We start from the raw sequence: 19499 nt of genomic DNA on the forward strand, positions 1-19499 counted from the left end.
CGGCATCCCGCAGGGCGAAGCCGACCTGAGCCGAGGGAGAACCGACGTGCCGCACCCCGCGACCGAGGTCCATGAGTCCGGCGGCACGGTGACCCCGCACGTACGACGCCTGCTGGACTTCGCCGAGCCGACCAACGACGACGTCTGCCTCGACGTCGCCCGGGGCCGCGGGCCGATGCCCGCCGCCCTGTCGCCCCAAGTACGTCATGTCACCGCCGTCGACGCGGCGCCCCCGCCGGCCGCCTGGGCCGGGCGTACCGACGGCCACGGCCGGGTGCCCACCGTCGAGTTCGGCACCGGCCCCGTCCGCATCGCCGACGCGGCCGGCGATCTGGCCGACGCCGCCCACCGCGAGCTACGACGGGCCCAGCAGACGGCCAGGGGCGGGCATGACCTGACCGACCCCGACGGCTTTCCGATCGAGTCGCCCGACGCCCTGACGGTACGGGCCGAGGCGACCGCGCTGCCCTACCAGGACGACACGTTCAGCCTGGTCACCACCCGCTTCTCCCTCTACAACCTCGGCGATCCCGCTCAGGTGCTGCGGGAGCTGCTCCGCGTGACCCGCCCCGGCGGACGCCTGATCATCGCGGACGTGGTGCGCACCAACCTTGCCGGGGCCGACCGCGACTGGATCGAACGGGTCCGCAACCCCGACCACCCCGGCACCTTCTCGATCGCCGGGCTCACCGACCTGATCACGAGCGCGGGCGCGAACGTCCGGCGGCTGGACGTCTTCACGGTCGAACGGCCGGTGGAGCCCTGGCTCGCCGGGGCCCACTCCCTGGCGGCCGCCGCGGAGATCCGCGAGGCCCTCGAAGAAGAGGTCGACGGCGGCCCCCGCACCGGCGCCAAGCCCCGCATCATCGGCGGCGAGCTCTGGTTCACGCAGAACTGGGCGCACGTGGCCGCCGAGCCGATCTGAGCTCACGGCACGAGCACGGCCGCTCCGGTGAAACGGTCAGCCGCCAGATCGGCCAACGCCCGATCGGCGTCGTCCAGCCCGTACGGCCGCGTCGTCACCGCCACCCCGAGCCGGGCGGCCAGCGCGAGGAACTCCTCCCCGTCCGCCCGCGTGTTGGCGGTCACGGACCGCACCTGCCGCTCCTGGAAGAGATGCCGCTGGTAGTCGAGCGACGGCACGTCGGTCAGATGGATCCCGGCGATCGCCAGCGTGCCGCCCCGATCGAGCCGTTCGAGCGCCACGGGCACAAGACCGCCCGCAGGCGCAAAAATAATGGCCGAATCCAGCAAGACGGGCGAGCTGTCGAACGAGTCACCGGCCCAGTCCGCGCCCAGCGACAACGCCAGCTCCCGGGCCGCCGCCGACCGCGTGAACACATGTACCGCGGCGCCCTCCGCCCGGGCGATCTGCGCGGCCAGATGCGCCGAACCACCGAACCCCCAGATCCCGAGCCGCCCGCCCGGCGGCACCTCCGCCCGCCGCAACGCCCGATAACCAATGATCCCCGCACACAACAAAGGCGCCACACGAACATCATCGAGCTCAGACGGCAGCGCATAGGCGTACGCGTCCACGGCGATCGCATACTCCGCGTACCCGCCGTGCGCGTCCCACCCCGTATAAACCGAGTAGGGACACAGGTTCTCAGCACCCCGCCGACAGAACCGACAAGCCCCGCAAGTGCCTCGCAACCAGGCCACCCCGACCCGCGCACCCACGCCCGTCCGGCACCCGGCCCCAACGGCAACGACCTCGCCGACAACCTCATGGCCAGGCGTAACCCCGGGCAGATGAACAGCCAAATCACCCTCAGCGACATGCAGATCCGTCCGGCAAACCCCACAGGCCAGCACACGAACCAGCAGCTCACCTTGCCCAGGCTCAGGAACGTCCCGCTCGATCCGCCGCAACGGCCCATCACCAATAGGTCCGGGCTTGTCGACCATCCAGGCACGCACCCCACCAAGCTACGCCGTCAACCCCGCGACAACCTCGTCGCGCTCGCACAGAGATCCGGGCCGCCGGGCGAGCCCGGCGGAGCCGGAGCTCCAATCAACGCAGCGGGAGCTCGAACCAGACGGCTTTGCCGTCGGCGGTGGGGCGGGCGCCCCAGCGGGTGGCCAGCTGGTCGACCAGGTAGAGGCCGCGGCCGCCCTCGTCGGTCTCGCCGGCGCTGCGGATGCGGGGCAGCCGCAGGTCGGAGTCGAAGACCTCCACCCAGATCGCGTCCTCGCCGCGGCGGAGCCGCAGCCGGAAGTCCTTGGTGGGGGGCTCGCGGCGGCCGAGGTCGGCGCCGAGGTTCCAGTCGTCCTCGTCGAAGACGGCGTCGAGGTCGCCCGCCGCGTTGAACTGGACCTGCGGCATGCCGGAGGGCACCAGCTCGCGGCGCGGGGTCGGGGTCGTCGTGGCGTGCAGCACGACATTCGTGACGACCTCGGAGACCAGCAGGCAGGCCAGCTCGGCCTGCTCGTCGAGCATGCCCCAGGCGGCGAACGCGTCGGCGGCCATCCGGCGCGCCTCCGACACCATGATCGGCTCGGCCGGGAACAGGCGTTCCTCGACCGCGAGCTCATCGCCGGCGGTGCGGATGACCACGATGGCCACGTCGTCGTCGATGTCGCCCTGCACCGCCTCGTAGGCGGCGCCCGCGATCGTCTCCACGTCACGGCGGGCGACCGCTGCGATGGCCGCGCGAACCATCTCGCGGGCCTCCTCGCGGCTGTGGTACTCGCCGTTCTCCTTGGGCCGCCGGTCGATCAGGCCGTCGGTGTAGAGCACCAGCGTCGTGCCGGGCTTGAGCTCGGCGGACTCCTCGTTGAAGATGATCTCGCCGCCCATGCCCGGGGCGCGGACGCCGAGCATCGCGCCCTCGCTGTCGAACTTCAGCTCCGAGACCTCGCCGTCGGAGATCAGCAGCGGCGGATCGTGCCCGGCGTTGGCGAACTCCAGGACCCGCGACCACGCGTCGTAGACGAAGTAGGTGCAGGAGACCAACGGTGGCCGGATCTCGTCGTTGTAGGGGGCCCACCCCGAGCGCTGCCGCTCCGGGCGGGTCATCGTGCGCACCCACTCGTCCAGCTTGCGCAGTATCTCGGCGGGCGACTTGTCGTCCTGGGCGAACGCGCGCATCGCGGCGCGCAGCTGGCCCATGACCGCGGCGGCCCGCGCCCCGCGCCCCTCGACGTCGCCGATGACCAGCCCGACCCGGCCCGCCGACAGCGGGATCACGTCGTACCAGTCGCCGCCGACCTGGGTCTGGACGCCGTGCCCGTGCGACTCGATGGGCCGCGCCGGCTCGTAGCGCCAGGCCACCTGCAGGCCGTCGAGCCTGGGCGGCCGCTCGCTGGGGAGCAGGTTCTTCTGGAAGGCGAGCGCCGTCTCGCGCTCCTCCTCGAAGAGCATCGCGTTGTCGACGGCGATCGCGACCCGTCCGGCGATCGCGCCCATCAGGTCGCGGTCGAAGCCGTCGTAGTGCGGGTCGGGACGCTTGGTCAGGTTGGACAGCGCCACGCTCATGACGCCCAGCAGCTCGCCCCGGACGATCAGCGGCGCCGAGATCACCGAGGTGATGCCCATCTCGTCGCCGAGCCGCTTGCTGGACTCGCTCGGCGCGGAGTAGCGGTGCTGGACCATGTCCTCGACGAGCACCGCGTCGCGGCGGCTCATCGCCTTGGCGCTGAAGTGCCCGGCCGGGTAGGAGATCGACTCGCCGATGTCGGCCCAGGTGCCGGGCGGGGGCTCCCAGCCGCCCGCGTGCCGCGCCGCGCGCCGGACGAGCCGTCCGTACGCCTGGTTCTGCCGTTCGCCGGTGTCGAACAGGTCGATGAAGCAGTGGTCGGCGAACTGCGGGACCAGGATGTCGGCCACCCGGCGCAGCGTGGTCTGCAGCTCCAGCGATCCGGCCAGCCGCTCGCCGATGCGCTCGAGCAGGCCGTAGCGGTCCTGCTCGCGCTGGTTGCTGCGGAGCGCCTCGCGAGCGAAGATCACGATGCCGTCGACGGCCCCGGACGGATGCCGCAGCGGCACCGCGTGCGCCCGTGTGTAGACCGAGGTGCCGTCGGCGCGCAGGTTGCAGAAGGTGCCCTCCCACACGCCGCCCTTGAGCACATGCCTGGCCAGCTCGGTGGCCTGCTCGTGATCTTCTTCGGCGATGCCCAGCGACAACACCGAGTGCCCGATCACCTCGTCGCCGCCGAAGCCGAAGAGCTGCCGGGCGAACGAGTTGCCGTAGATGACGTTGCTGAAGCGGTCACAGACGATGACCGCCATCTCCATCTGGGCGAGGACGGTCTCAGGCGGCAGGTGCGCCGCGAACGGCGATTCCCCCCAGTCGTTCATGACCCCGCCCGTCCGAATCCATATACGTCCCCAGTATTGAACGACGAACTCGCCTCATGGATACGCCAGAACGCCGGGCCGGAACGGAGATCTTCGGAAAAGACCGGGGACTCGATCACCAACGGAGCCTCGTCAGCGCCGGCTGACGAAGACGTGCTCTGCGATGTCGCGCGGCAGCTCGCTCGCAGGGCCGTCGGCTTCGTCGTCACATGTCACCCGCACTCCGTCGTCCGTCTTCCGCAGAGTTACCTCGCGTCCCGGTTGTATCCCGATTTGCTTGAGTTTAAGCATCAGATCACTGTCGCTTTGCACCTGCTCGCTGATGCGGCGAACGATCGCCTGGGCACCGGCGGCGGTCGCCACGTCGGACATCATCGAGACCGGTGCGGCCTCGGCGTCGTCGCCGTGCCCGCCCAGCTCGTCCAGGCCGGGGATCGGGTTGCCGTGCGGGCAGGACGTCGGGTTGTCGAGCAGTGCCACCAGGCGCCGCTCGACCTCCTCCGACATCACGTGCTCCCAGCGGCACGCCTCGATGTGGACGTCTTCCCAGGGCAGGCCGATGACGTTGACGAGCAGGCATTCGGCGAGACGGTGCTTGCGCATGACGGACACCGCCAGATGGCGGCCCGACTCGGTCAGTTCGAGGTGCCTGTCCCCCTCGACCCGCAGCAGCCCGTCGCGCTCCATGCGTGCCACCGTCTGGCTCACCGTCGGGCCGCTCTGCGAGAGGCGCTCGGCGATGCGCGCGCGGAGAGGGACGATCCCCTCCTCTTCGAGCTCGAACACCGTCCGGAGGTACATCTCCGTGGTGTCGATCAGGCCGTGTGAGGTCACGAGCTCCCTCCAGTCTTGTGCGCTCGAGTCTACTTGCTCAGACAGCCCGGAGGCGGTGCCTGCACATATCCCTCTCGCGGTGGGTATGGAGCAACACACCATGGCCGCTAAATCTTCCCGTGACGCCGAACCCTTCCTGCCGGAAGATCCGCAGGTCCGGACCGATCTTGAGGCCCTGCGCCGGGCCGCGGCGGGTTGCGAAGGTTGTCCGCTATACGAGAACGCGACGCAGACGGTTTTCGGCGAAGGATCGCCCGGCGCGCACGTCGTCCTCGTCGGCGAGCAGCCGGGAGACCAAGAAGATCGCCAGGGCGCGCCCTTCGTCGGCCCGGCGGGCCGCCTCCTGGACCGCGCCCTGGAAGAGGCCGGCATCGAACGCGGTGACGTCTACGTGACGAACGCGGTGAAGCACTTCAAGTTCAAGTACCAGGGCAAGCGCCGCATCCACGAGAACCCCAACACCGGGGAGATGCGCGCCTGCCGCCCCTGGCTCATCGCCGAACTCCAGAGCCTCGACCCCGACATAGTCGTCACGCTGGGAGCCACCGCAGGCAAGGCGCTCCTAGGCTCCACGTTCCGCGTGACAAAGCAACGCGGCGAACTCCTCCCCATGCCCGACCTGGAGCTGCTCGGCACCCCCGCCGCCAAGGCCGACGCCGAGGAGAAGAACCACTCCGGCGCCCGGCTCCTAGCGACCATCCACCCGTCGGCCGTGCTCCGCTCCGACAACCGCGACGAGATGTACGCCGGCCTGGTAGAAGACCTGAAAAAGGTAGCCAACGCCCTCGGCTAGACGCCGCCTTACTTGGCGGGGGTTGGTGCGGGGGCTGGGACGGGGGTCGCGGTGCGGGTGTCGTAGCGGAGAAGGGCTGGGACGGCGAGCGCGGCGACCACGACTAGGACGGCGCAGGCGAGGCCACCGCCCACCCAGGAAACCGTGGCCCCTGCCATGGCGGCGGTGGCTCCCGCACGGAGGTCGCCCAGGCGAGGGCCTCCTGCCACGACGACGGTGAAGACGCCCTGGAGGCGTCCACGCATCTCGTCCGGCGCGTACGTCTGAAGCATGGTCTGGCGGAAGACAGCGGACACAAGGTCGGCCGCGCCTCCCACAGCGAGCAGCAGGACCGCCAGCCACAAGCTGTGGGCCAGCCCGGCGGCGGCGACCGCCAGGCCCCACACCACGATCGACGCGACGAGGGCGATGCCCTGGCGCCGGACCCGGCCGATCCATCCCGAGGAGAGGCCGCCGAGCACCGCGCCGATCGCGATCGCGGCGAAGAGCCAGCCGACGGCCTCGTCACCGCCGTAGCGGGTGTCGGCCAGCTCGGGGAAGAGCGCGCGCGGCATGGCCACGCCCATCGCGATGATGTCGACGACGAACGACATCAGCAGGACCGGCTGCGTCGCCAGGTAGCGGAAGCCCTCGAACACCGAACGGAGGCCCGGCGTGCCCCTGAGGTCGCCGAGAGGCGGGACGGGCGGGAGCCGCAACGCCGCGTACAGCCCGACGGTGAAAAGGACCGCGTCGAACCCGTAGGCGGCCGAGTAACTGAAGGTGGCCAGGATCACGCCTGCGAAGAGCGGCCCGGCGAGCATGCCCACCTGGCTGGCGGTGAAGTTGAGCGTGTTGGCCGCCGGGACGAGCTCCTTCTCCAGCAGCCGCGGGATGATCGCGCTGCGGGTGGGCGAGGAGACCGCGAAGCCGGTGGCCTGGACGGCGACGATCGCCATGATCAGCCAGAGGTTGTGCACCCCGAGCAGCGCCTGCGCGAGCAGCAGGAGGGTCGATACCCACGTCACGCACGAGGACATGAAGAGCAGCCGCCGCCGGTCCATGTGGTCGGCCACGGCGCCGCCCCAGAGCCCGAAGATGATCAGCGGGACGAGGTTGACCACGCCGAGGGCCCCGACCCAGAACGACGACTTCGTCATGTCGTACACCTGCACCGGGACGGCCACGGCGGTGACCTGGAACCCCACGAACGACACGCCCTGGCCCATCCACAACCGCCGGTACGCGGGATGGGCGAGCGGACGCGTGTCGATCGCGATCCGCCTCATCCAGCCTGAACGGGGCTCACTGCTCTCTTCCGAGGGCCCGGTTGCGTTCTGCACGTCGCTCGCTCATCGTCGGTGACCATTCCTTAGCAAGGTTAAGCACTTCGCCCGACAGTCACCAAACCTGTGATCAGTGCTGACCCACCGTGAACGGCCGTCCGAGCGTCACGGCGCGAGGCGTTCCAGCACCCAGCCGGTGCGCTCCCGCCGATACCGGAGCCGGTCGTGCAGCCGGTCGGGACGGCCCTGCCAGAACTCGACCGACTCGGGGATCACGGCATACCCACCCCAGAAGTCAGGCAACGGCACACCCCCCTCGCCGCCCGAACTGGCCGCACCAGCAGGCTCGGCCCCACCAGCGAGCGCGGCCCCAGCAGCGGGCTCGACCCCACCGGCGGGCTTGGCCGCGCCGGCGGGTGCGGCACCACCCGTGGGCTCGGTGCCACCCGTGGGCTCGGTGCCACCGGCGGGCTCGGTGCCACCGGCGGGCTTGGCGTCGGCTGCGGGGTTGGCTTCGGCCGGATCCGGCCAGCGGGCGGCGAGTTCGGCGTAGCGGGCCTCCAGCTCCTCGCGGCCCGCGATCACCGCGGACTGGTGGCTGGCCCACGCGCCCAGTTGTGAACCGTGCGGACGGGTGCCGAAGTAAGCCGCGTTCTCCGCGTGCGTGAGCGGCTCGACCCGGCCCACGACACGCACCTGCCGGTGCATCCCGTGCCACGGGAAGACGAGCGCCGCACGAGGGTTGGCCGCCAGGTCCCGGGCCTTGTCCGAGGTCAGGTTGGTGAAGAAGCGGAAGCCGCCCGGCCCGTACCCCTTCAGCAGCACCGTCCGGGCGCTCGGCACGCCATCGGCGGAGGCGGTCGCCAGCACCATCGCGTTCGGCTCCGTCAGGCCCGCCGCCACGACATCGGCGAACCATGCGCCGAAGAGCGCGAACGGATCGGCCGGGACCTGCGCCTCCAGCAGTTCCCCTCCCTCGTAAGATCTGCGGAGCCGTGCGGGGTCGGGCGTTGGGCGATCCACAGCGTCTGAGCCTCCCACCAGGACATTGTGCAACTCACAGGGGCCTGGGTACTCACCAGTAGGGCGGACAGGGTTCAATGGCACGGCACCGCCTTATCACTATGGACGCGAAAGGCAGGACGAAATGTCCGACTTCAAACCTGGTCTCGAGGGGGTCGTAGCCTTCGAGACCGAGATCGCCGAACCGGACAAGGAGGGCGGCGCCCTCCGCTACCGGGGCGTCGACATCGAAGAACTCGTCGGTCGCGTCTCCTTCGGTGACGCCTGGGGCCTGCTGGTCGACGACAGCTTCGACCCGGGCCTCGCCCCCGCCGAGCCGCACGTCCTGCCGGTCAACTCCGGCGACGTCCGGGTCGACGTCCAGAGCGCCCTGCCGATCCTGGCCCCGGCCTACGGGATGCGCCCGCTGCTCGACATCACCGACGAGGAGGCGCGCGCCAACCTCGCCCAGGTGTCGGTGACGGCGCTGTCGTTCGCGGCCCAGTCGGCCCGCGGCGTGGCGGTGCCCATGGTGCCGCAGACCCGTATCAACGAGGGCAAGACCATCACCGAGCGGTTCATGATCCGCTGGCGCGGTGAGCCTGATCCCAAGCATGTCCAGGCCATCGACGCGTACTGGGTCTCCGCCGCCGAGCACGGTCTCAACGCCTCCACGTTCACCGCCCGCGTCATCGCCTCCACCGGCGCCGACGTCGCGGCCAGCATCTCCGGCGCCATCGGCGCCATGTCGGGACCGCTCCACGGCGGCGCCCCGGCCCGCGTCCTGCCGATGATCGAGAAGGTCGAGCAGGTGGGCGACGCCCGCAAGGTGGTCACCGACATCCTCGACAGCGGCGACCGGCTGATGGGCTTCGGCCACCGCGTCTACCGCGCCGAGGACCCGCGCGCCCGCGTGCTCCGCCGTACCGCCAGGGAGCTCGGCGCCGAGCGTTACGAGGCCGCCAAGTCCCTGGAGGACGCCGCCCTCGAAGTCCTGCGCGAGCGCCGTCCCGACCGGGCGATCGAGACCAACGTCGAGTTCTGGGCCGCGGTCATCCTCGACTTCGCGCAGGTCCCGACCGCGATGATGCCCGCCATGTTCACCTGCGGCCGTACCGCCGGGTGGGCCGCGCACATCCTGGAGCAGAAGCGCACCGGCCGCCTCGTCCGGCCGAGCGCCAAGTACGTCGGCCCCGGCAGCCGTTCCATCGAGGACGTCACCGGTGCGGCGGAGGCCCTCAAGCGCTACGACGCCTGACGGATTCTCTCCGGCAGGACGTCCGCCCCCGCACGACGCGCTCGAGGCCCCCGGCAGCCCGCCGGGGGCCTTTTGCATGCCCTGCGATGATTGATCCGTGATCGATGACTCTGACGAGCCGCTTGAGGGCGATATCGGCCCCAGCGCCTGCCCGTCGTCACCGCCGTCGGCGTCGGAGAAGGCACCCGCTGCGGCCGACGCGCCCGCTGCGGGCGACGCGGGCGACGTGGCCGCGGAGCTCCGCCGCTACGAGGAGGAACGGGAGGCGCGGCGGCGCCGAACCAACGCGGCCTCCGGCCGTATCGCCGCCGCGCTCGCCGGGCTGCTGCTGGCCTTCCTCGCCTACGACTCGATCGACACCGCCCTCCAGGCCCGCGACAAGGGCGACCCCTGGCTCTACCCGCCCGCGACCATCGCCGCACTGTGCGTGATCACCCTAGGGGGACTTCTGACCTGGGCCTTTTACCGCCGCCGCCGCTAAGTCAGGAAGCCAGTCACAAACGCACATTTCATGATCAAAAACCGTCGCCGGGATGTGGATCTTGCACATGTCTTCAAGATCGTTAAGCCGGATAGCGTCCAGTCGCCAAGGAGCACCGGGCCCCCCGGAGCTCCACCGGACGGAGGAGACACCATGATCCGTTCCCTCAGCAAGCTCGGCGACCGCCTGCTGGACAGGCTCGCCCCCAGCACCAAGGCGTCCGCGGACCCCGGCTGCTGGCGCGAATACCGTGGAGGCGGCGTGTACGAGTGCTGCCCCATGGGCGGTATCACCTACTGTAAGCGACTCTGGTAATCACCGTTTTGTCCGGCTGACCCAGCTCTTCGGCGAACGGCATCCGTCATCAAGCCCGGGCGGATGCCGTTCCGCTTTACCGGCTGGTCCGCTGAACGCGAGTGGGAGAGCCAAGCCCATGAAAGAGCAGGACGGGGACGACGGCAGCACGCTCTGGGAGCGCGCGCGGTCCGCGGCCGTACTGAGCTGGCGGGCGCAGCCCGGGGCGACGATCTGCTCGGTCACCGCGGCTGTGCTGATGGGTCTCGCGCCGGTGGTCACGGCCTGGCTCACCAAGGTGGTGCTGGACGGGATCGGCAAGGGCACGGCCGCCGGGGAGCTGGCCCCCGCCGCGGTCGCGCTGGCCGCCGCGGGCCTCGTCCTCATCGTTCTGCCGCACGTGTCGGACTACACGCAGGGCCGGCTGAACCGATCGCTGCGCGTGCTCATCTCCGGACGCCTGTACGAGCGGGTGAACGCCGACCCGGGCCTCAGCCGCTTCGAGAACCCCGCCTTCCACGATGATCTCCGGCTCGCACAGGAGGCGGGCCAGAACGCGCCGGACCGCATCGTCCGCGGCTCCCTCGCGATCGGCCAGGGCACGATCACGCTGGCCGGCTTCGTCGGCACTCTGGTCGTGATCAGCCCCGTCATGATCGTTGTCATCCTGCTCGCCGCCCTCCCCTCGGCCCGCGCCCAGCTCACGCTGAGCAGGCGGCGTGCCCGCATGATGTGGGGCGTCAGCACCAACACGCGGCGGCAGATCTTCTTCAGCGCCCTGCTCAGCAGTCCCGAGGCCGCCAAAGAGGTGCGGCTGTTCGGCCTGGGCGGCCACCTGCGCGAGCGCATGCTCACCGAGCTGCGCACCATCAACGCCGCCGAGGAGGACATCGAGCGCCGGACCCTGCGCAGCCAGGGCCTGCTCTCGCTGCTCGGCGCGGTGATCGCGGGCGGCGGACTGCTGTGGGCCATCCTCGCGGCGGCCGACGGAGCACTGAGCATCGGCGACGTCTCGGTCTTCATCGCGGCCGTCGCCGGGGTGCAGGCGGCGCTGAACACGATCGTCGGGCAGTGGGCCGACGCGCACAACGCGCTGCTGATGTTCGGCCGCTACCTGAAGGTCATGCGCACCGAGCCGCTGCTGCCCGTGCCCGCCGAGCCGGTGCCGCTGCCCGCGCTGCGCGAGGGCATCGAGCTGCGCGACGTGTGGTTCCGCTACGACGAGGGTCACCCGTGGGTGCTGCGCGGGGTCGACCTGTTCATCCCCCACGGCCGTTCGGTCGCGCTCGTCGGGCTCAACGGCGCGGGCAAGAGCACCCTGGTCAAGCTGCTGTGCCGGCTGTACGACCCGGTGCGCGGCTCGATCCGCTGGGACGGCGTGGATCTGCGCGACGCGGACCCGGACGAGCTGCGCCGCCGGATCGGCGCGGTCTTCCAGGACTACATGTCCTACGACCTCACCGCCGCCGAGAACATCATGCTCGGCGACCTGGCGACCGGCGGCGAACGGGCGGTACTGGAGGACGCCGCCCGCCGCGCCGGCATCCACGACGTTCTCGCCGCGCTCCCTCGCGGCTACGACACGCTGCTCAGCCGGATCTTCTTCGGCGACAACGACGCCGACGCGGGCGTGATGTTGTCGGGCGGGCAGTGGCAGCGGCTCGCACTGGCCCGTGCGCTCATGCGCGACCGGTCGGACCTGCTCATCCTGGACGAGCCGAGCTCGGGTCTCGACGCCGAGGCCGAGCACGAGATCCATCTCGGGCTGCGCACCCACCGGTCCGGCCGCACCAGCGTGCTGATCTCGCACCGGCTCGGCGCCGTGCGGGAGGCCGACCTGATCGTCGTGCTCTCCGACGGGCAGATCACCGAGCGGGGCTCGCACGCGGAGCTCATGGCGCGGGACGGCGAGTACGCCCGGCTGTTCTCGCTGCAGGCCAGTGGTTACGAGCCGTCCACCGGTACCCAGCCGGCCCCCTCGGGCGTCCAGCCGGGCTGAGCGGACTCGTGCTCCACCGGCGTCCGGCCGGACGCGAGCCTGCGCACGACCACGCCCAGCACCCGATCGGCCGGGACGTACCCCCACTTGCGCGAGTCGGCGCTGAACACGCCGTCCCCGATGACGACCAGCCGCCCGTCCGGGACCACCGCGTCCGCGACGGCCGGGACGACGTCACCGGGCACCGGATCGCCGGGCAGCGCGGCGACCCTCTTGATCATCCATGAGTCGGCGTCCAGCCCGGGCAGCGGACCGGCACGCCACCGGCCCTCCCGCGGCCCCTCGAAGACCACCACCTGGCCATGCCGGAGCCTCCGCGCGGGCACCCGGCGGATGAGCACCCGGTCACCCGGCCGGTACGTGGGCAGCATGCTCGGCCCGGTCACATGCACGACCACCAGCCGGCGCCGGGCGAGGACGGCCGCGGTCGCCGCGGCGACGGTGGTGGCGGCGGTGGCGAGCAGCACGGATCTGACGGGGCGCACATCCGCACCCTAGTGCTCATTTCGGGCCGGGCGCAGCGGAACGCGTCTCATGATGCGGACCCGCCGAAGATCGACGCCGCAGGTCAACTACGCTTGCTCGGGTGACCGAGAGCGCGAACCCAGCCATTGTCATTCCCGCAGACCTCAAGCCAGCCGACGGCCGCTTCGGCTGCGGCCCGTCCAAGGTCCGTCCCGAGCAGCTCGCCGCCCTGGCCGAGTCCGGCTCCGCCTACATGGGCACCTCGCACCGGCAGAAGCCGGTCAAGTCCCTCGTCGGCCGGGTCCGCAGCGGCCTGTCGCAGCTGTTCTCGCTGCCCGACGGCTACGAGGTGCTGCTCAGCAACGGCGGCACGACGGCGTTCTGGGACATCGCGGCGTTCGGGCTCGTCCGCGCCAAGTCCCAGCACGTGACGTTCGGCGAGTTCTCCAGCAAGTTCGCCAAGGTCACCAAGGGCGCGCCCTGGCTGGACGACCCGTCGGTGATCTCCAGCGACCCGGGGACGCATCCGCTGCCCGTCACCGAGGACGGCGTCGACGTCTACGCCCTCACCCACAACGAGACCTCGACCGGCGTCGCCATGCCGATCAAGCGGGTCGGCGGCGACGGCTCCCTGGTGCTGGTCGACGCGACCTCCGGCGCCGGCGGCCTGCCCGTGGACGTGAGCGAGACCGACGTCTACTACTTCGCGCCGCAGAAGTGCTTCGCCTCCGACGGCGGGCTCTGGGTGGCCCTCGCCTCCCCCGCCGCGCTCGCCCGGATCGGCGAGATCGCGGCCACCGACCGCTACATCCCCGAGTTCTTCAGCCTGCCGACGGTGGTCGACAACTCCGCCAAGGACCAGACGTACAACACCCCGGCCGTGGCCACGCTCCTGCTGCTCGCCGACCAGATCGAGTGGATGAACGAGCAGGGCGGCCTGGCCTGGACGACGGCCCGCACGGCCGACTCGTCCCAGCGCCTCTACACCTGGGCCGACAAGACCTCGTACACGACGCCGTTCGTGACCGACCCGGCGCAGCGCTCGCAGGTCGTCGGCACGATCGACTTCGCCGACGAGATCGACGCGGCGGCGGTCGCCAAGACCCTGCGGGCCAACGGCATCGTCGACACCGAGCCCTACCGCAAGCTGGGCCGCAACCAGCTGCGCGTCGGCATGTTCCCGGCGATCGACCCGGCCGACGTCGAGGCCCTCACCGCCTGCGTCGACTACGTCGTCGAGCGCCTCTGACCCGTACGAACACATGAGCCGGTCCCGGCGCCGGGCGTGATCTCCACGCCTGGCACCGGGACCGGCTCTTCTGTCTTCAGATGGCGGGGACGAGCCCGGCCGGGGTCACGGTGGCGGCGGCGACCGTGTCCGGCACCGGCTGCGGGGCCGGAGTCTCGATCACGCGGTGGCGCAGGGTCGCGCGGTCGCGGGCCATGTCGGCGGCAGTGAAGCCGGTCCACACCCGGTCGTCCAGGTCCCAGTCACGGGCGGTGGGAAGGAAGCCCGCGCGGGTCAGCACGCGCGGCCGGGGACGGCGGCGCGACGAGGCGGCGGTCAGCCCCACCTGGAGGTACGTGCCCTCCCTGAGCATGACGGCCGACATGAAGCGCACGCTCGTGTGCCGCTCGACCTCGCGCAGCCAGCGCGGGTTGGAAGCCCAGTAGAAGTTCTGCTCGGTGTCGACGGCGAGGGTCAGCGGGCTGAGCGCGGCCCTGGCCAGGTGGACGCGGTCGGGACGGGCCCGGTCGACCCAGGCGAGCGCGGCCCGGCCGACGAGCGAGCCGAGCAGCCCGGTCACGTTCGCGGCGCCGCGGCATCCGGCGAGCAGCTGGAAGACCGGCTCGCTGTCGGTGGTGCCCAGCGCGGGGGGCAGCAGCGGATGGCGCTCGCGCAGCGCCCCGGCCTCCACGTCGCCGTTGTGGGTGGCGACGATGCCGGAACCGGTGCCGTCCGGCACGACCAGCGGGCTGGCGTTCAGCAGGTCGAACGGGGAGCCCTGGGTGGCCCAGCGGGTGTGGCCCAGCGCGATCGGCGACCGGTCCAGCTGTTCGAGCAGGTCGGGACGCCAGATGCCGGAGAACCGCCCGCGGCCCTTGACCACCCGCACCCCGCCGTGGCTCAGGTCCGACCGGCGGTCGTCGGCGCGCCCCCGGGCGGGCGTCGCGTGCGGCACGGGACGGCCGGTCACGAGCGCCACGCCGGCCGAGTCGCGCCCGCGTTCCTCCGCCAGGGTGCCCAGCGTGACGAACGCGGCCGACGCCAGCTCCGGGTGGTCGGCGAGGGGCGACCGCAGCAACCCGAACAATCCGCACATGCTGGATGAGATGCAGATCTCGTGCTCCCGGTTCGAGCCCTCCGCCCGGGCGAATAAGCTCGGAACGTGAACCGTGCGCCCCAATGGCTGCTCCCCACCGTGCTGACCGCGCTCGTCCTCGCCGTGGTCGTCGGCGCGCTGCTGAATTGAATGTGGCCGAAACGAGCGCCGGCGCGCATCCCGACGGCGGGGCGCGCGTGATCGGCAGGCCCCGGAACGGGGATGATCAGTTCATGCGCCCGCAGCCCCCGCGCCGCCCCCGTCGCACCACCGGCACCCGCCGTGCCCGATCCACCACGCTGCTCGCCACGTTCACCCTGGCCACCACAATCCCCGGCCCCCTCACCCCCACCGCCTCTGCCAGCGCCGCCTCGGCCGCCGCTCCACACGCCGCCTTGGCCAGCGCCGCCTCGGCCGCCGCGACACCCGGCCCCTTCACGGCCGCCGCCCCTTCCGTCGCGCACGCCGCCGCCAGCGCGGCCTCGGCCGCCGCTCCACACGCCGCCTCGCTACCCGGCCCTGTCGCCGCCGCTCCTGGCGCAGACTCCATCTCGATCGCGACCGTTTCGGCCGCCGGTCCTGCTGCTGCGCGCGGCGGCTTGGGCGCAGGCTCCGCGGGCGGGGTCGCGGGTGATCCGAAGGTTGTGTTCAAGGTCTCTGATCCGCGGATCAACGAGTCGAGCGGGCTCGCGGTCAGCAGGCGGCATCAGGGCGTGATCTACACGCACAACGACTCCGGTGGCGTGGCGCAGATCTTCGCGCTCGGCCCCGACGGCTCGACCAGGGCGGTGCTGACCCTCGCGGGCGCGGGAGCCCGCGACTGGGAGGGCATGGCGATGGGGCAGGACGAGAAGGGCCGTCCGGCGATCTACGTGGCCGACATCGGCGACAACCTCGGCGGCGCGTGGCCGTTCGTCACCGTCTACCGGATCCCCGAGCCCGCCCGGCTGCGCAGCCAGACCGTGCGGGCGACCTCGTTCAAGCTGAAGTACGAGGACGGCCCGCGCAACGCCGAGACGATGATGATCAACCCGCGCACCAACCGGCTGTACGTCGCGAGCAAGCTGTTCTCCGGCGCGCTGTACGAGGCCCCGGCACGGCTGCGGAGCAGCGGCTACAACAAGCTGCGCAAGGTCGCGGACGCCCCGGCCATCGCCACCGACGGGGCCTTCGCGCCCGACGGGCGGAGCTACGTCATCCGCACCTACTTCGGCGCGCGAATCTATTCCGTGAAGGACGACGGCAGGCCGGGCAAGTCCCTGCGTTCCATCGGGCTGCCCGCGCAGGAGCAGGGCGAGTCGGTGACGTACTCGCCGGACGGCAGGTCCCTGCTCGTGGGCTCGGAGGGCGGTGGCCAGCCGGTGTACGAGGTGCCGCTGCCCGAGAGCGCCATCCCGTCCCCGAAGGCGCGGCCCGGAGCCAAGAGCGGCGGCAAGGACGACGCGGACGAGGGCAGCCGCGACTCCAAGAGCACCGGCGTGGGGTTGTTCGTCGCGCTCGGCATCGCCGCGGCCGTCGGCTACGGCGTCCTACGGAAACGGTCGTAAGGGATACATACCGGAGCTTTTTCGAACAGAGCACGCCATCGGATCGTCGGAAGGAGGCGACGGGCCCGCCAGGCGCCGGAGAGGATGGAGACTGTGGAGCATGAGCTGGCCGGCCTGCAGGGGCCGGGGGGACGGTGGCGGCCGGTGGCGGCGGGACCGTTCTCGTTGCTGGCGGTGGCGCTCGCGCTGTTGCCGATCCGTCCGGTCTGGCTGTGGGCGGCACTGATCGCCGCCGTGGCCGCCGCGCCCTGGCTGCTGGGCGCCGCTCCCGGAGCGCCCGGCCGGCGCCCCCGCCCCCGCTGGCGGCTGACCGCGGCCGGCCTCGAACGCCTCGGCCCCGGCGCCGTGCGCTACGAACGGGCCCGGATCGACGGCCTCGCCCTCACCTCCGACGACGGCGTCCTGACGGTGTTCCACAAGTTCGGCCGCACCGCTGTCGGCGAGCTGTCGGCCATGGGGATGGAGCCGCTGGCCCTCTTCGTGACGGCCCGCCGCCTCGGCATCACGATGCACATCCTGGACGGCGAGGCCGCCGACCTGCTCGACCCGGCGGCCGAGGACGGCCCGCGCGTGCCCGGCCTGGACGACTCCGGCCTGTCCCGCGACCACGCCGCCGAACAGCGTCTCCTCGACCAGGAGGCCCAGCTCCTGGCCGCCTCCCACGAACCGGCCGCCGATCAGCCGCCGTCCCCGCCGGTCGACCTCTCGACGCCCGCGCCGCTTCCCAGCCGCCGCCGCATCGCGCTCCTCGGCGCGCTCGCCGGCGTTCTCGGCGTCACCATGGTCGCGCGCATCGCCGTGGAGGGCGCCGACGGCTTCGGTCCCCGGCTCGCCGCCGGCTGCTGGGCCCTGGCCGCGATCACCGCCGTGCTCGTCGCCCGGCACCGGCTGCTACGGGCCGACCACGTCCACTGGGAGATCGCGAACGAGCGGCTCCAGGTCCGCGGCCCCCGAGAGACCACCGAGGTCCCCGCCACCGACGTGGCCGCGCTCGTCCTCGGCCCCGGCCTGCGCCCCGACCCCGCCACCGGCGACCCGCGGCCCTCGACCCTCACCGTCCTGGCGTTCGACCACCGGCTCCGCCTGATCGCCCGCCTGCCCGCGCACGGTCTCGACGCGTTCCAGCTCGCGCACGCCCTCGACGACCACGGCTATCGCGTGATCACTCCCGCCACCCGGTCCCCCCGCATCCCCGACTACGGCCTCGACGGCCTGCCGGAGGTGTTCGCCCAGGTCCCCGGCGGCCGGCTGGTCGTCGCCGACGACGGCCTCGGCTGGGCCGACGCCGCCGGCGACGTCGTGCTCCGCATGCCGCAGGACCGCATCGGCGGGATCGAACTGCTGACGATCGGCGGGCACGCCTGGGTCCGCCTCTACGACTCCGACGGCGACGAGTTCTTCGCCGCACCGCTCTCCGCGCTCCGGATCTCCCGCACCGACCTGCGCGAGTCCGCCCGCCGGGCCGGCCTGCCCATCACCGACGCCGAGTACGACGCGTACCTCAGCGCCGCCTTCCACTCGGCCGTCTCCACGCTCTCGGCCCCCGCGCCGTCCGTCACGATCCCCCCGCTCGAGCTCTCGCCGCCCCCCGGCCCCGTCTCGGCGCCCGGCGTCCTGCTGGACGCGACGCGGCGTTCGCGCGTCGGCACATACGGGATGAGCATGCTCCTCTGCGAGCTGGTCGCCCTCCTCGGCGCCGTCTGGCTCGGGCCCGACCTGGGCGGCTTCCTGACCACCGCGAGCTGGTCGATGCCCGCCGGCATCCTCATCGGCCTGGGCGGCTACTGGCTCTACGACCGCAATCGCGCCCAGCTGCGCGTCTCGTCCGCCGGCCTGGCCGTCGTCACCCGCCGCGGCCGCGTCGAATGGGACCTCGAACGTGACCGCGTGGGCGGCATCGGCATCGACGACTCCGCCGACCGCATGCCCCGCCTGGTCGTCTGGAGCCCCGCGGGCCGTGTCCTCCGCCAGGTCACGTTCCCACCCGACCTGACCGAGCTCCGCCGCGCCTGCGAACAGTACGGCGTCCCCTGGGGCCCGCCCGACGCCGACCGTCCGGCACCACCCCCACCTGAGCTCTAAGCGGTCACCTTCCCGCCGGCCACGTCGATCGTGAGCCCGCTCAGGTGCTTGCTGGCATCCGAAGCCAGAAAGAGAGCGACCTCCGCGACGTCCTCGGGCGTCCCGATCCGTCCCAGCGGATGGTCCTTGGCCACCTGCTCCTTGATGTCGCCCGGCATCATCTTCTCGACCCTCTCGGTGAGGATCGCCGAGGGCGCGATGCAGTTGACCCGCACGCCCTTGGGGCCGATCTCCGTGGCCAGATGCCGCGCGAACATCACCAGCCCCGCGTTGGCCACGCCATACGCGAGATTGGCCCGGCTAGGCTGCCGCCCCGCCGCCGACGACATGAGCAGGACGGCCCCGCTCCCCCGCTCGGCCATCCCTCCCAGAAAGGCCTTGACCGTCAGGAACGCCGACGTCAGATCCGCGTCGATCACCTCACGCCACCGCTCCTCGGTGAGCTCCAGCGTCGGCACCGGAAACCCCTGCCCGCCCGCGAACGCCGCCACCACGTCCACGACGCCCAACTCGGCCTCGACCCGCTCCCGAACACCCGCGAGCGCCGCCGAGTCCGTGACGTCGGCAGCGAGCCCCAGCGCAACCTCACTCCCCCTCACAACCCCCTCAAGCGCCTCCACATCCCGCCCGACCACACAAACCTTGGCCCCCTGAGCCGCGAACGCCCGCCCCGTCTCCGCCCCGATCCCCCGCGACCCGCCAGTGATGACGACGACCTTGCCCGCCAGATCCGAATAGCTCCCCATGACCGCGCTCCTCTCTGAGTGCCTGCTCATTCCATATTGAGTGAGTACTCACTCAGCCGTCAACCCCCAAAAGGCCGCCGACCTCAAGAAGGCCGACGGCCCAGGC

At 71.7% G+C, this 19499-nt stretch carries 17 protein-coding genes; 9 read left to right on the forward strand and 8 right to left on the reverse strand.

All coding sequences use genetic code 11. The features are described from left to right. The first annotated feature begins 46 nt into the window (after positions 1-46). Complete coding sequence (locus tag ACGFNU_RS45735; RefSeq protein ID WP_392602961.1) at positions 47-925, forward strand: class I SAM-dependent methyltransferase; 879 nt, start codon at positions 47-49, stop codon at positions 923-925. A gap of 2 nt (positions 926-927) precedes the next feature. Here ACGFNU_RS45735 and ACGFNU_RS45740 read toward each other — a convergent pair whose 3' ends face one another. The 3 genes from ACGFNU_RS45740 to ACGFNU_RS45750 form a co-directional block, all read right to left on the reverse strand. After that, a complete protein-coding gene (locus tag ACGFNU_RS45740; RefSeq protein ID WP_392602962.1) occupies positions 928-1911 on the reverse strand; it encodes a zinc-binding alcohol dehydrogenase family protein in 984 nt (327 codons plus the stop codon). 106 nt (positions 1912-2017) lie between these two features. Further along, on the reverse strand, positions 2018-4303 hold the full coding sequence (locus tag ACGFNU_RS45745; protein ID WP_392602963.1) for a SpoIIE family protein phosphatase: 2286 nt from the start codon (positions 4301-4303) through the stop codon (positions 2018-2020). A gap of 132 nt (positions 4304-4435) precedes the next feature. Next, complete coding sequence (locus ACGFNU_RS45750) at positions 4436-5137, reverse strand: metal-dependent transcriptional regulator (RefSeq protein WP_392602964.1); 702 nt, start codon at positions 5135-5137, stop codon at positions 4436-4438. Between the two features lie 100 nt (positions 5138-5237). Here ACGFNU_RS45750 and ACGFNU_RS45755 point away from each other — a divergent pair, with 100 nt between their 5' ends. After that, a complete protein-coding gene (locus ACGFNU_RS45755; protein ID WP_392602966.1) occupies positions 5238-5930 on the forward strand; it encodes a UdgX family uracil-DNA binding protein in 693 nt (230 codons plus the stop codon). A gap of 8 nt (positions 5931-5938) precedes the next feature. Here ACGFNU_RS45755 and ACGFNU_RS45760 read toward each other — a convergent pair whose 3' ends face one another. Both ACGFNU_RS45760 and ACGFNU_RS45765 read right to left on the reverse strand, forming a co-directional pair. After that, entirely contained in the window at positions 5939-7198 is a 1260-nt protein-coding gene (locus ACGFNU_RS45760) for an MFS transporter (RefSeq protein WP_392602967.1), read from the reverse strand. Between the two features lie 162 nt (positions 7199-7360). Beyond that, positions 7361-8218: a pyridoxal 5'-phosphate synthase gene (locus tag ACGFNU_RS45765; protein ID WP_392602968.1), complete on the reverse strand. Its 858-nt coding sequence runs from the start codon at positions 8216-8218 to the stop codon at positions 7361-7363. Between the two features lie 124 nt (positions 8219-8342). On the opposite strand from ACGFNU_RS45765, the gene ACGFNU_RS45770 reads away from it, so the two are divergent. The 4 genes from ACGFNU_RS45770 to ACGFNU_RS45785 all read left to right on the forward strand — a co-directional run bounded on the left by ACGFNU_RS45770 (position 8343) and on the right by ACGFNU_RS45785 (position 12229). Then, on the forward strand, positions 8343-9455 hold the full coding sequence (locus tag ACGFNU_RS45770; protein ID WP_392602969.1) for a citrate synthase 2: 1113 nt from the start codon (positions 8343-8345) through the stop codon (positions 9453-9455). Between the two features lie 97 nt (positions 9456-9552). Further along, positions 9553-9936: a hypothetical protein gene (locus ACGFNU_RS45775; RefSeq protein ID WP_392602970.1), complete on the forward strand. Its 384-nt coding sequence runs from the start codon at positions 9553-9555 to the stop codon at positions 9934-9936. Between the two features lie 153 nt (positions 9937-10089). Beyond that, positions 10090-10251 carry a hypothetical protein gene (locus ACGFNU_RS45780; protein ID WP_392602971.1) on the forward strand — a complete coding sequence of 54 codons (162 nt, stop codon included), beginning with the start codon at positions 10090-10092 and terminating at the stop codon, positions 10249-10251. Positions 10252-10369: 118 nt separating this feature from the next. Then, positions 10370-12229 carry an ABC transporter ATP-binding protein gene (locus ACGFNU_RS45785; protein WP_392602972.1) on the forward strand — a complete coding sequence of 620 codons (1860 nt, stop codon included), beginning with the start codon at positions 10370-10372 and terminating at the stop codon, positions 12227-12229. On the opposite strand, the gene ACGFNU_RS45790 is transcribed toward ACGFNU_RS45785, so the two are convergent. Then, positions 12175-12714: a S26 family signal peptidase gene (locus tag ACGFNU_RS45790; RefSeq protein WP_392602973.1), complete on the reverse strand. Its 540-nt coding sequence runs from the start codon at positions 12712-12714 to the stop codon at positions 12175-12177. The two genes, ACGFNU_RS45785 and ACGFNU_RS45790, sit on opposite strands and share 55 nt — an antisense overlap. A 101-nt stretch (positions 12715-12815) precedes the next feature. Between ACGFNU_RS45790 and serC the strand changes: the two genes are divergently transcribed. Then, positions 12816-13943 carry a phosphoserine transaminase gene (gene serC, locus ACGFNU_RS45795; protein WP_392602974.1) on the forward strand — a complete coding sequence of 376 codons (1128 nt, stop codon included), beginning with the start codon at positions 12816-12818 and terminating at the stop codon, positions 13941-13943. Positions 13944-14019: 76 nt separating this feature from the next. Here serC and ACGFNU_RS45800 read toward each other — a convergent pair whose 3' ends face one another. Further along, the gene (locus ACGFNU_RS45800; protein ID WP_392602975.1) at positions 14020-15009 is read right to left on the reverse strand and encodes a hypothetical protein; all 990 of its coding nucleotides are present in this window, start codon (positions 15007-15009) and stop codon (positions 14020-14022) included. 242 nt (positions 15010-15251) lie between these two features. On the opposite strand from ACGFNU_RS45800, the gene ACGFNU_RS45805 reads away from it, so the two are divergent. Next, positions 15252-16565 (forward strand): hypothetical protein, encoded by a 1314-nt coding sequence (locus ACGFNU_RS45805; protein WP_392602976.1) that lies wholly within the window; start codon positions 15252-15254, stop codon positions 16563-16565. Between the two features lie 84 nt (positions 16566-16649). Further along, positions 16650-18647 (forward strand): hypothetical protein, encoded by a 1998-nt coding sequence (locus ACGFNU_RS45810; protein ID WP_392602977.1) that lies wholly within the window; start codon positions 16650-16652, stop codon positions 18645-18647. Here the strand turns inward: ACGFNU_RS45810 and ACGFNU_RS45815 are convergent. Further along, positions 18644-19423, reverse strand: coding sequence for an SDR family NAD(P)-dependent oxidoreductase (locus ACGFNU_RS45815; protein ID WP_392602978.1), 780 nt, complete (start codon positions 19421-19423; stop codon positions 18644-18646). The genes ACGFNU_RS45810 and ACGFNU_RS45815 overlap by 4 nt on opposite strands. Positions 19424-19499 lie beyond the last annotated feature (76 nt).

The organism is Spirillospora sp. NPDC048911, assembly GCF_043198015.1.
Lineage (GTDB): Bacteria > Actinomycetota > Actinomycetes > Streptosporangiales > Streptosporangiaceae > Spirillospora.

Excerpts from the sequence above, each read along its gene's own strand:
- ACGFNU_RS45740 (WP_392602962.1), bottom strand. The coding sequence starts at position 1,911 with ATGGTCGACAAGCCCGGACCTATTGGTGATGGGCCGTTGCGGCGGATC.
- ACGFNU_RS45745 (WP_392602963.1), bottom strand. The coding sequence starts at position 4,303 with ATGAACGACTGGGGGGAATCGCCGTTCGCGGCGCACCTGCCGCCTGAG.
- ACGFNU_RS45755 (WP_392602966.1), top strand. The coding sequence starts at position 5,238 with ATGGCCGCTAAATCTTCCCGTGACGCCGAACCCTTCCTGCCGGAAGAT.
- ACGFNU_RS45760 (WP_392602967.1), bottom strand. The coding sequence starts at position 7,198 with ATGAGGCGGATCGCGATCGACACGCGTCCGCTCGCCCATCCCGCGTAC.
- ACGFNU_RS45770 (WP_392602969.1), top strand. The coding sequence starts at position 8,343 with ATGTCCGACTTCAAACCTGGTCTCGAGGGGGTCGTAGCCTTCGAGACC.
- ACGFNU_RS45780 (WP_392602971.1), top strand. The coding sequence starts at position 10,090 with ATGATCCGTTCCCTCAGCAAGCTCGGCGACCGCCTGCTGGACAGGCTC.
- ACGFNU_RS45785 (WP_392602972.1), top strand. The coding sequence starts at position 10,370 with ATGAAAGAGCAGGACGGGGACGACGGCAGCACGCTCTGGGAGCGCGCG.
- ACGFNU_RS45805 (WP_392602976.1), top strand. The coding sequence starts at position 15,252 with ATGCGCCCGCAGCCCCCGCGCCGCCCCCGTCGCACCACCGGCACCCGC.
- ACGFNU_RS45810 (WP_392602977.1), top strand. The coding sequence starts at position 16,650 with ATGGAGACTGTGGAGCATGAGCTGGCCGGCCTGCAGGGGCCGGGGGGA.
- ACGFNU_RS45815 (WP_392602978.1), bottom strand. The coding sequence starts at position 19,423 with ATGAGCAGGCACTCAGAGAGGAGCGCGGTCATGGGGAGCTATTCGGAT.